Annotated in this window: 10 protein-coding genes and 1 pseudogene; 9 read left to right on the top strand and 2 right to left on the bottom strand. The window is 58.3% G+C overall.

The features are described from left to right. Window positions 1–28: 28 nt before the first annotated feature. A pseudogene (intI1, locus tag QN085_RS13150) lies at window positions 29–826 on the bottom strand (class 1 integron integrase IntI1); the annotation flags it as partial. 145 nt (window positions 827–971) lie between these two features. Between intI1 and QN085_RS13145 the strand changes: the two are divergent. From QN085_RS13145 to QN085_RS13110, 6 genes are all read left to right on the top strand, one after another. Further along, window positions 972–1763 (top strand): ANT(3'')-Ia family aminoglycoside nucleotidyltransferase AadA2, encoded by a 792-nt coding sequence (locus tag QN085_RS13145; RefSeq protein ID WP_001261740.1) that lies wholly within the window; start codon window positions 972–974, stop codon window positions 1761–1763. 163 nt (window positions 1764–1926) lie between these two features. Continuing rightward, the gene (locus QN085_RS13140; RefSeq protein ID WP_000679427.1) at window positions 1927–2274 is read left to right on the top strand and encodes a quaternary ammonium compound efflux SMR transporter QacE delta 1; all 348 of its coding nucleotides are present in this window, start codon (window positions 1927–1929) and stop codon (window positions 2272–2274) included. Continuing rightward, complete coding sequence (gene sul1 / locus QN085_RS13135; RefSeq protein WP_000259031.1) at window positions 2268–3107, top strand: sulfonamide-resistant dihydropteroate synthase Sul1; 840 nt, start codon at window positions 2268–2270, stop codon at window positions 3105–3107. The genes QN085_RS13140 and sul1 overlap by 7 nt, the downstream gene beginning before the upstream one ends. Before the next feature lie 127 nt (window positions 3108–3234). Then, complete coding sequence (locus QN085_RS13130; protein ID WP_000376623.1) at window positions 3235–3735, top strand: GNAT family N-acetyltransferase; 501 nt, start codon at window positions 3235–3237, stop codon at window positions 3733–3735. A 506-nt stretch (window positions 3736–4241) separates the two neighbouring features. Next, window positions 4242–5006 carry an IS6-like element IS6100 family transposase gene (locus QN085_RS13120; RefSeq protein WP_001389365.1) on the top strand — a complete coding sequence of 255 codons (765 nt, stop codon included), beginning with the start codon at window positions 4242–4244 and terminating at the stop codon, window positions 5004–5006. A gap of 556 nt (window positions 5007–5562) precedes the next feature. After that, the gene (locus QN085_RS13110) at window positions 5563–7050 is read left to right on the top strand and encodes a SulP family inorganic anion transporter (protein WP_003090759.1); all 1488 of its coding nucleotides are present in this window, start codon (window positions 5563–5565) and stop codon (window positions 7048–7050) included. A 62-nt stretch (window positions 7051–7112) separates the two neighbouring features. Here QN085_RS13110 and QN085_RS13105 read toward each other — a convergent pair whose 3' ends face one another. Next, entirely contained in the window at window positions 7113–9998 is a 2886-nt protein-coding gene (locus QN085_RS13105) for a Tn3 family transposase (RefSeq protein ID WP_010794533.1), read from the bottom strand. Window positions 9999–10123: 125 nt separating this feature from the next. Here QN085_RS13105 and QN085_RS13100 point away from each other — a divergent pair, with 125 nt between their 5' ends. From QN085_RS13100 to QN085_RS13090, 3 genes are all read left to right on the top strand, one after another. Continuing rightward, window positions 10124–10738 (top strand): recombinase family protein, encoded by a 615-nt coding sequence (locus QN085_RS13100; RefSeq protein ID WP_000904906.1) that lies wholly within the window; start codon window positions 10124–10126, stop codon window positions 10736–10738. A gap of 65 nt (window positions 10739–10803) precedes the next feature. Further along, the gene (gene aph(3'')-Ib, locus QN085_RS13095; RefSeq protein WP_010794532.1) at window positions 10804–11607 is read left to right on the top strand and encodes an aminoglycoside O-phosphotransferase APH(3'')-Ib; all 804 of its coding nucleotides are present in this window, start codon (window positions 10804–10806) and stop codon (window positions 11605–11607) included. Further along, window positions 11607–12443 carry an aminoglycoside O-phosphotransferase APH(6)-Id gene (locus QN085_RS13090; RefSeq protein WP_000480968.1) on the top strand — a complete coding sequence of 279 codons (837 nt, stop codon included), beginning with the start codon at window positions 11607–11609 and terminating at the stop codon, window positions 12441–12443. Before aph(3'')-Ib ends, QN085_RS13090 begins: the two co-directional genes overlap by 1 nt. Window positions 12444–12532 lie beyond the last annotated feature (89 nt).

Raw genomic sequence — 12532 nt, 5'->3', positions numbered from 1 at the left:
GCCTCATCGCTAACTTTGCAACAGTGCCTTCTACGGCACGTTTGAAGGCGCGCTGAAAGGTCTGGTCATACATGTGATGGCGACGCACGACACCGCTCCGTGGATCGGTCGAATGCGTGTGCTGCGCAAAAACCCAGAACCACGGCCAGGAATGCCCGGCGCGCGGATACTTCCGCTCAAGGGCGTCGGGAAGCGCAACGCCGCTGCGGCCCTCGGCCTGGTCCTTCAGCCACCATGCCCGTGCACGCGACAGCTGCTCGCGCAGGCTGGGTGCCAAGCTCTCGGGTAACATCAAGGCCCGATCCTTGGAGCCCTTGCCCTCCCGCACGATGATCGTGCCGTGATCGAAATCCAGATCCTTGACCCGCAGTTGCAAACCCTCACTGATCCGCATGCCCGTTCCATACAGAAGCTGGGCGAACAAACGATGCTCGCCTTCCAGAAAACCGAGGATGCGAACCACTTCATCCGGGGTCAGCACCACCGGCAAGCGCCGCGACGGCCGAGGTCTTCCGATCTCCTGAAGCCAGGGCAGATCCGTGCACAGCACCTTGCCGTAGAAGAACAGCAAGGCCGCCAATGCCTGACGATGCGTGGAGACCGAAACCTTGCGCTCGTTCGCCAGCCAGGACAGAAATGCCTCGACTTCGCTGCTGCCCAAGGTTGCCGGGTGACGCACACCGTGGAAACGGATGAAGGCACGAACCCAGTGGACATAAGCCTGTTCGGTTCGTAAACTGTAATGCAAGTAGCGTATGCGCTCACGCAACTGGTCCAGAACCTTGACCGAACGCAGCGGTGGTAACGGCGCAGTGGCGGTTTTCATGGCTTGTTATGACTGTTTTTTTGTACAGTCTATGCCTCGGGCATCCAAGCAGCAAGCGCGTTACGCCGTGGGTCGATGTTTGATGTTATGGAGCAGCAACGATGTTACGCAGCAGGGCAGTCGCCCTAAAACAAAGTTAGACATCATGAGGGTAGCGGTGACCATCGAAATTTCGAACCAACTATCAGAGGTGCTAAGCGTCATTGAGCGCCATCTGGAATCAACGTTGCTGGCCGTGCATTTGTACGGCTCCGCAGTGGATGGCGGCCTGAAGCCATACAGCGATATTGATTTGTTGGTTACTGTGGCCGTAAAGCTTGATGAAACGACGCGGCGAGCATTGCTCAATGACCTTATGGAGGCTTCGGCTTTCCCTGGCGAGAGCGAGACGCTCCGCGCTATAGAAGTCACCCTTGTCGTGCATGACGACATCATCCCGTGGCGTTATCCGGCTAAGCGCGAGCTGCAATTTGGAGAATGGCAGCGCAATGACATTCTTGCGGGTATCTTCGAGCCAGCCATGATCGACATTGATCTAGCTATCCTGCTTACAAAAGCAAGAGAACATAGCGTTGCCTTGGTAGGTCCGGCAGCGGAGGAATTCTTTGACCCGGTTCCTGAACAGGATCTATTCGAGGCGCTGAGGGAAACCTTGAAGCTATGGAACTCGCAGCCCGACTGGGCCGGCGATGAGCGAAATGTAGTGCTTACGTTGTCCCGCATTTGGTACAGCGCAATAACCGGCAAAATCGCGCCGAAGGATGTCGCTGCCGACTGGGCAATAAAACGCCTACCTGCCCAGTATCAGCCCGTCTTACTTGAAGCTAAGCAAGCTTATCTGGGACAAAAAGAAGATCACTTGGCCTCACGCGCAGATCACTTGGAAGAATTTATTCGCTTTGTGAAAGGCGAGATCATCAAGTCAGTTGGTAAATGATGTCTAACAATTCGTTCAAGCCGACCGCGCTACGCGCGGCGGCTTAACTCCGGCGTTAGATGCACTAAGCACATAATTGCTCACAGCCAAACTATCAGGTCAAGTCTGCTTTTATTATTTTTAAGCGTGCATAATAAGCCCTACACAAATTGGGAGATATATCATGAAAGGCTGGCTTTTTCTTGTTATCGCAATAGTTGGCGAAGTAATCGCAACATCCGCATTAAAATCTAGCGAGGGCTTTACTAAGCTTGCCCCTTCCGCCGTTGTCATAATCGGTTATGGCATCGCATTTTATTTTCTTTCTCTGGTTCTGAAATCCATCCCTGTCGGTGTTGCTTATGCAGTCTGGTCGGGACTCGGCGTCGTCATAATTACAGCCATTGCCTGGTTGCTTCATGGGCAAAAGCTTGATGCGTGGGGCTTTGTAGGTATGGGGCTCATAATTGCTGCCTTTTTGCTCGCCCGATCCCCATCGTGGAAGTCGCTGCGGAGGCCGACGCCATGGTGACGGTGTTCGGCATTCTGAATCTCACCGAGGACTCCTTCTTCGATGAGAGCCGGCGGCTAGACCCCGCCGGCGCTGTCACCGCGGCGATCGAAATGCTGCGAGTCGGATCAGACGTCGTGGATGTCGGACCGGCCGCCAGCCATCCGGACGCGAGGCCTGTATCGCCGGCCGATGAGATCAGACGTATTGCGCCGCTCTTAGACGCCCTGTCCGATCAGATGCACCGTGTTTCAATCGACAGCTTCCAACCGGAAACCCAGCGCTATGCGCTCAAGCGCGGCGTGGGCTACCTGAACGATATCCAAGGATTTCCTGACCCTGCGCTCTATCCCGATATTGCTGAGGCGGACTGCAGGCTGGTGGTTATGCACTCAGCGCAGCGGGATGGCATCGCCACCCGCACCGGTCACCTTCGACCCGAAGACGCGCTCGACGAGATTGTGCGGTTCTTCGAGGCGCGGGTTTCCGCCTTGCGACGGAGCGGGGTCGCTGCCGACCGGCTCATCCTCGATCCGGGGATGGGATTTTTCTTGAGCCCCGCACCGGAAACATCGCTGCACGTGCTGTCGAACCTTCAAAAGCTGAAGTCGGCGTTGGGGCTTCCGCTATTGGTCTCGGTGTCGCGGAAATCCTTCTTGGGCGCCACCGTTGGCCTTCCTGTAAAGGATCTGGGTCCAGCGAGCCTTGCGGCGGAACTTCACGCGATCGGCAATGGCGCTGACTACGTCCGCACCCACGCGCCTGGAGATCTGCGAAGCGCAATCACCTTCTCGGAAACCCTCGCGAAATTTCGCAGTCGCGACGCCAGAGACCGAGGGTTAGATCATGCCTAGCATTCACCTTCCGGCCGCCCGCTAGCGGACCCTGGTCAGGTTCCGCGAAGGTGGGCGCAGACATGCTGGGCTCGTCAGGATCAAACTGCACTATGAGGCGGCGGTTCATACCGCGCCAGGGGAGCGAATGGACAGCGAGGAGCCTCCGAACGTTCGGGTCGCCTGCTCGGGTGATATCGACGAGGTTGTGCGGCTGATGCACGACGCTGCGGCGTGGATGTCCGCCAAGGGAACGCCCGCCTGGGACGTCGCGCGGATCGACCGGACATTCGCGGAGACCTTCGTCCTGAGATCCGAGCTCCTAGTCGCGAGTTGCAGCGACGGCATCGTCGGCTGTTGCACCTTGTCGGCCGAGGATCCCGAGTTCTGGCCCGACGCCCTCAAGGGGGAGGCCGCATATCTGCACAAGCTCGCGGTGCGACGGACACATGCGGGCCGGGGTGTCAGCTCCGCGCTGATCGAGGCTTGCCGCCATGCCGCGCGAACGCAGGGGTGCGCCAAGCTGCGGCTCGACTGCCACCCGAACCTGCGTGGCCTATACGAGCGGCTCGGATTCACCCACGTCGACACTTTCAATCCCGGCTGGGATCCAACCTTCATCGCAGAACGCCTAGAACTCGAAATCTAACGTCCGTTCGGGCATCGAGGTCCATGTCGGGGTGGGACGGGCCCGTGGCTTCAAGATCACTTGCAGTCCGACCGCGATGTCTTGGTTGCGCGAGAGGTTGTCGATATCCTCCACTTCCATCATCAACCCTGGATAATGCCGCCGCCGTCATCGCCGCCGACGCCCGTGCCGGGCTTTTCGGGCCTGTCAGGCTTGCTCGGCCTTCAGCCTGCCTGGGCGAGATCTCCGGCGGACGGATTAACGGCGGAGCTTCGCCGCCTTTCGTGCGTGTGAAGGCCGAAGATAGTTCTCTCAAAAACATCCGTTTATGAGAGATACCAAATGTCATTTTCAGAAGACGACTGCACCAGTTGATTGGGCGTAATGGCTGTTGTGCAGCCAGCTCCTGACAGTTCAATATCAGAAGTGATCTGCACCAATCTCGACTATGCTCAATACTCGTGTGGGCTCTGTTGCAAAAATCGTGAAGCTTGAGCATGCTTGGCGGAGATTGGACGGACGGAACGATGACGGATTTCAAGTGGCGCCATTTCCAGGGTGATGTGATCCTGTGGGCGGTGCGCTGGTATTGTCGCTATCCGATCAGCTATCGCGACCTTGAGGAAATGCTGGCGGAACGCGGCATTTCGGTCGACCATACGACGATCTATCGCTGGGTCCAGTGCTACGCCCCGGAGATGGAGAAGCGGCTGCGCTGGTTCTGGCGGCGTGGCTTTGATCCGAGCTGGCGCCTGGATGAAACCTACGTCAAGGTGCGGGGCAAGTGGACCTACCTGTACCGGGCAGTCGACAAGCGGGGCGACACGATCGATTTCTACCTGTCGCCGACCCGCAGCGCCAAGGCAGCGAAGCGGTTCCTGGGCAAGGCCCTGCGAGGCCTGAAGCACTGGGAAAAGCCTGCCACGCTCAATACCGACAAAGCGCCGAGCTATGGTGCAGCGATCACCGAATTGAAGCGCGAAGGAAAGCTGGACCGGGAGACGGCCCACCGGCAGGTGAAGTATCTCAATAACGTGATCGAGGCCGATCACGGAAAGCTCAAGATACTGATCAAGCCGGTGCGCGGTTTCAAATCGATCCCCACGGCCTATGCCACGATCAAGGGATTCGAAGTCATGCGAGCCCTGCGCAAAGGACAGGCTCGCCCCTGGTGCCTGCAGCCCGGCATCAGGGGCGAGGTGCGCCTTGTGGAGAGAGCTTTTGGCATTGGGCCCTCGGCGCTGACGGAGGCCATGGGCATGCTCAACCACCATTTCGCAGCAGCCGCCTGATCGGCGCAGAGCGACAGCCTACCTCTGACTGCCGCCAATCTTTGCAACAGAGCCTCCGTCGCCATGCTCACCTCGCTTTGGTGCACACGAGTATTGAGCATAGTCGAGATTGGTGCAGATCACTTCTGATATTGAACTGTCAGGAGCTGGCTGCACAACAGCCATTACGCCCAATCAACTGGTGCAGTCGTCTTCTGAAAATGACACAGTTAGGGTATAGCTCAGGCTGACATCCAAACAGGACGCCCTAGTCCGGGGGTGACTCGCAGAAATTGCCCTCTTCCTGTAGACTGTTGCGGCCATTGAGTTACTAAAGACACTCGATAAGACCTCATGCTTACCCTGCAAAACATGATCTGGCTGCCTACGCCGCCATAGCGCTTCGCCCCCCCGCATCATCTGTGACTGCTTGCTCTGCCAGCGGTCGCTTTCTGCTGTGCTTTAGGTTTTAACACCCGCCACAGCTCCTCTACATCCGACATTTGACCTCGTATCGACCAGCTGCACTTGGCCTGCGCCATGCTGTGCTGCGCGATCCATTGCCTTGGGAATTCTGATGCTCCACTCGTTAAAACAAACCTGGTTATCCAACATCCGTGGCGACATCCTCGCCGGTCTTGTGGTCGCACTGGCCCTAATCCCTGAAGCCATCGCCTTCTCGATCATTGCTGGCGTTGACCCTAAGGTCGGCCTTTACGCCTCTTTCTGTATCGCTGTGGTGATCGCCTTTGTCGGTGGCCGCCCAGGCATGATTTCGGCCGCAACGGGTGCCATGGCACTGCTGATGGTGACTCTGGTCAAGAACCATGGTCTTGAATATCTGCTGGCCGCCACGCTGCTATGTGGCGTGCTACAAATTGCTGCTGGCTACCTGAAGCTCGGATCGCTGATGCGCTTCGTCTCGCGCTCGGTGGTGACCGGTTTTGTCAATGCACTGGCGATCCTGATTTTCATGGCTCAGCTGCCCGAGCTGACTAATGTCACCTGGCACGTCTACGCCATGACAGCCGCAGGCCTCGGCATCATCTATCTGTTCCCCTATGTCCCCAAGATCGGCAAGCTCATCCCATCGCCGCTGGTGTGCATCATCGTGCTGACCGCCGTCGCCATGTCGGTTGGTCTGGATATCCGCACGGTCGGTGATATGGGTGAACTGCCGGATACGCTACCGATCTTCCTCTGGCCTGATGTGCCGCTGACATTCGAGACGCTGGCCATCATCTTTCCTTATTCGGCAGCACTGGCTGTGGTCGGTCTGTTGGAGTCGATGATGACCGCGACCATTGTCGACGACCTGACCGACACCCCGAGTGACAAGAACCGCGAGTGCAAGGGCCAGGGCGTGGCCAACATTGCTTCGGGTCTGATCGGCGGTATGGCTGGCTGCGCGATGATTGGTCAGTCGATCATTAACGTGAAATCCGGCGGTCGTTCTCGCCTGTCGTCTCTTGCCGCAGGCGTATTTCTGCTGCTGATGGTGGTTTTCCTCGGCGACTGGCTGAAGCAGATCCCAATGGCTGCGCTGGTGGCAGTGATGATCATGGTGTCCATCGGCACCTTCAGTTGGGATTCGCTGCGCAACCTGAAGAAGCATCCGTTGTCGACCAACATTGTCATGGTCGTCACCGTGGTGGTCGTGGTGGCCACCCACAACCTGGCCTTCGGCGTGTTAGCCGGCGTGCTACTGGCTGCGATGTTCTTCGCCAACAAGGTTGGCCATTACATGGCGATCAGTTCTTCGCTGGACGAAGCCGGCGAGCATCGTAGCTATAACGTCACCGGTCAGGTGTTCTTCAGCTCGGCTGACAAGTTCGTCGCAGCCTTCGACTTCAAGGAAGCCCTGAACAAGGTAACCATCGACCTGAATCGTGCACACTTCTGGGATATCACCGCTGTTGCAGCCCTGGACAAGGTAGTCATTAAGTTCCGCCGTGAAGGTACTGAAGTCGAAGTGCTGGGCTTAAACGAGGCCAGCGCCACTATCGTGGATCGCTTTGGTGTTCACGATAAACCTGACGCCATTGATCAACTCATGGGCCACTGAGAAGGAGAACAACAATGACCCACGTAATTGGGGTCGTTTGCGGGAGGGGGCGGAATCCTACGCTAAGGCTTTGGCCAGCGATATTCTCCGGTGAGATTGATGTGTTCCCATCCGAGCGGCGAAACATGGGCCAAGAGATCGGGCGATAGCAGCTTTCCATCGCGTTTCTGGTTTGCAACGACCTCGCCGAGCTTCATGGTGTTCCAGAAGATGATGATGGCGGCGAGCAGATTCATGCCGGCGATGCGGTAATGCTGGCCTTCGGCGGAACGGTCGCGGATTTCACCGCGGCGGTGGAAGCTGATTGCCCGCTTCAGCGCATGATGAGCTTCGCCTTTGTTGAGCCCGATCTGGGCACGCCGTTGGAGTTCGGCATCCAGAATCCAGTCGATCATGAACAGGGTGCGCTCGACGCGACCGACTTCCCGCAGGGCTGTCGCGAGCTCGTTCTGCCGCGGATAGGAGGCGAGTTTCCGCAGAATCTGGCTTGGCGCGACGGTCCCGGCAGCAATGGTGGCGGCGATGCGCAGGATGTCGGGCCAATTGCGCTCGATCATGGCTTGGTTGACCTTTCCGCCGATCAACGCTCGCAGGTGCGCCGGGGCGGCCGACGGATTGAACGCGTAGAGCCGTTTGGATGGCAGGTCGCGGATGCGCGGAGCGAACCGGTAGCCGAGAATGGCACATGCGGCAAAGACGTGATCGGTGAAGCCGCCCGTGTCGGTGAACTGCTCGCGGATATGGCGTCCAGCATCGTTCATCAGCAGGCCATCGAGGATGTAAGCCGCTTCGCTTGCCGTTGCAGGAATCACCTGGGTTGCGAACGGCGCATATTGGTCGGAGACGTGGCTATAGGCTTTCAGGCCCGGGGTATTGCCATATTTCGCGTTGACCAGGTTCATGGCCTCACCTTGCTCTGTAGCGACGAAGAACTGTCCGTCGCTCGAAGCCGACGTGCCCATGCCCCAGAACCGGGCCATGGGTAACGCTGCCTGTGCCTCGACCACCATGGCCAGCGCCCGGTCATAGGCTTCGCCCTCGACATGCCACCGTCCAATGCGGATCAATTCCCAGAAGGTGTGGGTGTTTGTCGCATCCGCCATTTTGCGCAAGCCGAGGTTGATCCCTTCCGCCAAGATAACGTTCATTAGCCCGATCCGGTCAGCGCAGGGTGCTCCTGTGCGCAGATGGGTGAACGCTTCGGTGAAGCCGGTCGCCGCATCCACCTCCAGCAGGAGATCGGTGATGCGCGTGGGCGGGATCTGCTTGTAGAGATCGAGCACCAGATCTTCGGCGCCTGTCGGCGCGGCGGCTTCGAGTTTCTCGATATGCAGAACGCCGTTCTCAATCGACCCGCCCGGGATCGTGCCTGCGCGAGCGGCACGGCCAAGCTCGCGCAACCGCATGTCGAGGCGAGCTTGCCGGTCTGCCAGCCATTCCTCCGGCCGCAATGGCACAGCGAGACGACCGCCTTCCGCGATGGCTTGTGCCGGAACGAGTGCGTGTTTCAGATCGCCATAGCGCCGGGACCTAGTAAGCCAGACATCTCCGGAGCGGAACGCATCGCGCAGATGGAACAGCACCGCGATCTCCCATAGGCGAGCGTCGCCAGCCCTCTGGGCCCGAAGGTGGCGATGCCATTTCGAGCTGGGCCGCAAGAAGCTGGTCATCGCGGCATCGTTCAAACCGGTACGAAGGACCGTCACCGCTTCCAGAAGCGGCAGTGCAACGGGCGCAGCTCGCAGATCGAGCAGGCGCAACATGCGTGGAGTGAATCGGCGGAAGCGGTGATAACCGTCGAGCACATGATTGAGCGGATCGTCGGCCATGGTGGCGGTCAGCCTGATTGCCATTGCAACAAGGGTTTTTAAGCCGTCCCACCCTGACCCACTCGCGATGACATCGCCCAGCGGCTGGCCATCATCCTGTGCATCGACCAGGGCGCCCCCGATCTCGGCGAAGGATTTCAGGGTGTCACGCACCACCCCCGCTTCGTCTGCGACCTTTGCATGGCAAATACGCTCCGAAGCACGGTAGAGACGGCCGACGATCCGGTCGTGGGTTTCGACCACTGCGTCGGCCAACATCGCCTGCCATTCCGAGACGCAAACAGCCAAGATCGCAAGCCGCCTGTCCTCCGGGAGATCGCGCATGCCGTCGGCATAATACCGTTCACCCTGCCTGCGCAGACGAGTCACCCGATGGGCAGGAACGCCGGCAAGCAGATCCTCGGGGAGATCGACGCGTTGCAGATATTCGAGCCGGTCGAGCAGCCGGTTGGCCGACGAAGAGTTCGAGCCAGGCTCGAACTGGCGCAGCCACACAAAACGGGTCACCCGATCATCAGCCGTCTCCTCGAGCAATGCCAGCAACTGTTCTCGGATCGGCATAGGCAGCCGACTGGCGATCCTCGTCTCGATGCGTCGCTCGGCATCGACGAGAGCCGCGGCACAAAGCCGCTCGATCGTGGATGTCGCGGGAAGGACAGTGCGGGTGCGTCGGCACTCGGCTACGAAGCGACGGGCGATATCCTCGTTCGACACCGCCATCTCGGCTTCTCGGAACAACCATTCCTTCAGCTCCCTCGCACCACGTCCGGAGAAGGTGCGGAAGCCGTAGAGCCCCCGTAACTCGGCAAGATGCTCGTGCCGTGTTTCCTCGCGGGCAGCATAGTCTACGAGATCGTCGGCACCCAGGCCAAGCTGCGCTCCGATAAATTCGATGACCTCTGCAGGGATCAGTTCGCCTGGAGCCAGCACCCGGCCGGGATAGCGCAGGACACACAATTGCAGGGCGAAGCCGAACCTGTTGTGAGCGCGCCGACGCAGCCTGATATGCCCAAGGTCTTCATCACTCAGCGTATAGTGCTTGAGCAAATCCGTCTGTGAAGTCGGCAAGCGCAACAGCGCGTCTTTCTGCCGATCGGTTAGAGTGACGCGACGCGGCATACATGTTCCTTTTTCAAAATCTGATAGCGTTCAAGACGCTTTATTTATGAAGCTGGTTGAGATACATTTCCAGAGGTCAATGCAATCGTGGCCGAAGCGCCGCCTCAAACCAACGTTTGTGATACATGCTGATCGGATATGCCCGCGTCTCCAAAGCCGATGGCTCGCAGTCTCTCGACCTGCAGCACGACGCCTTGCGCGCCGCAGGTGTCGAACGGGACAATATCTATGATGATCTTGCTTCCGGCGGTCGTGATGATCGCCCTGGCTTGACTGCCTGCCTCAAGTCATTGCGTGACGGCGATGTGCTGGTGGTCTGGAAGCTCGATCGCCTCGGACGATCGCTTGCCCATCTGGTCAACACGGTGAAGGAGCTGTCAGACCGCAAGATCGGCCTGCGGGTTCTGACTGGAAAGGGCGCTCAGATCGACACCACGACTGCGTCCGGTCGCATGGTGTTCGGAATCTTCGCCACCTTAGCCGAGTTCGAGCGGGATCTGATCCGAGAGCGCACCATGGCGGGTCTCGCCTCCGCGAGAGCGCGCGGTCGCAAGGGCGGACGAAAATTCGCGCTCACCAAAGCTCAGGTGCGTCTCGCGCAAGCCGCCATGGCCCAGCGCGATACTTCAGTTTCCGATCTCTGCAAGGAACTCGGCATCGAGCGCGTCACTCTCTACCGATATGTCGGTCCCAAAGGCGAGCTCAGAGACCATGGAAAGCATGTTCTCGGACTTACGTAGCAACTCGTTTCTTTTCGCAGGTTGAGCCACCTCCGCGCTTCATCAGAAAACTGAAGGAACCTCCATTGAATCGAACTAATATTTTTTTTGGTGAATCGCATTCTGACTGGTTGCCTGTCAGAGGCGGAGAATCTGGTGATTTTGTTTTTCGACGTGGTGACGGGCATGCCTTCGCGAAAATCGCACCTGCTTCCCGCCGCGGTGAGCTCGCTGGAGAGCGTGACCGCCTCATTTGGCTCAAAGGTCGAGGTGTGGCTTGCCCCGAGGTGATCAACTGGCAGGAGGAACAGGAGGGTGCATGCTTGGTGATAACGGCAATTCCGGGAGTACCGGCGGCTGATCTGTCTGGAGCGGATTTGCTCAAAGCGTGGCCGTCAATGGGGCAGCAACTTGGCGCTGTTCACAGCCTATTGGTTGATCAATGTCCGTTTGAGCGCAGGCTGTCGCGAATGTTCGGACGCGCCGTTGATGTGGTGTCCCGCAATGCCGTCAATCCCGACTTCTTACCGGACGAGGACAAGAGTACGCCGCAGCTCGATCTTTTGGCTCGTGTCGAACGAGAGCTACCGGTGCGGCTCGACCAAGAGCGCACCGATATGGTTGTTTGCCATGGTGATCCCTGCATGCCGAACTTCATGGTGGACCCTAAAACTCTTCAATGCACGGGTCTGATCGACCTTGGGCGGCTCGGAACAGCAGATCGCTATGCCGATTTGGCACTCATGATTGCTAACGCCGAAGAGAACTGGGCAGCGCCAGATGAAGCAGAGCGCGCCTTCGCTGTCCTATTCAATGTATTGGGGATCGAAGCCCCCGACCGCGAACGCCTTGCCTTCTATCTGCGATTGGACCCTCTGACTTGGGGTTGATGTTCATGCCGCCTGTTTTTCCTGCTCATTGGCACGTTTCGCAACCTGTTCTCATTGCGGACACCTTTTCCAGCCTCGTTTGGAAAGTTTCATTGCCAGACGGGACTCCTGCAATCGTCAAGGGATTGAAACCTATAGAAGACATTGCTGATGAACTGCGCGGGGCCGACTATCTGGTATGGCGCAATGGGAGGGGAGCAGTCCGGTTGCTCGGTCGTGAGAACAATCTGATGTTGCTCGAATATGCCGGGGAGCGAATGCTCTCTCACATCGTTGCCGAGCACGGCGACTACCAGGCGACCGAAATTGCAGCGGAACTAATGGCGAAGCTGTATGCCGCATCTGAGGAACCCCTGCCTTCTGCCCTTCTCCCGATCCGGGATCGCTTTGCAGCTTTGTTTCAGCGGGCGCGCGATGATCAAAACGCAGGTTGTCAAACTGACTACGTCCACGCGGCGATTATAGCCGATCAAATGATGAGCAATGCCTCGGAACTGCGTGGGCTACATGGCGATCTGCATCATGAAAACATCATGTTCTCCAGTCGCGGCTGGCTGGTGATAGATCCCGTCGGTCTGGTCGGTGAAGTGGGCTTTGGCGCCGCCAATATGTTCTACGATCCGGCTGACAGAGACGACCTTTGTCTCGATCCCAGACGCATTGCACAGATGGCGGACGCATTCTCTCGTGCGCTGGACGTCGATCCGCGTCGCCTGCTCGACCAGGCGTACGCTTATGGGTGCCTTTCCGCAGCTTGGAACGCGGATGGAGAAGAGGAGCAACGCGATCTAGCTATCGCGGCCGCGATCAAGCAGGTGCGACAGACGTCATACTAGATATCAAGCGACTTCTCCTATCCCCTCGGAACACATCAATCTTACCGGAGAATATCGTTGGCCAAAGCCTTAGCGTAGGATTTCGCCCT

The organism is Pseudomonas sp. M2(2023) (assembly GCF_030263955.1).
Taxonomy (GTDB): domain Bacteria; phylum Pseudomonadota; class Gammaproteobacteria; order Pseudomonadales; family Pseudomonadaceae; genus Aquipseudomonas; species Aquipseudomonas asiatica.
This window is presented reverse-complemented; position numbering and strand designations above follow the sequence as displayed.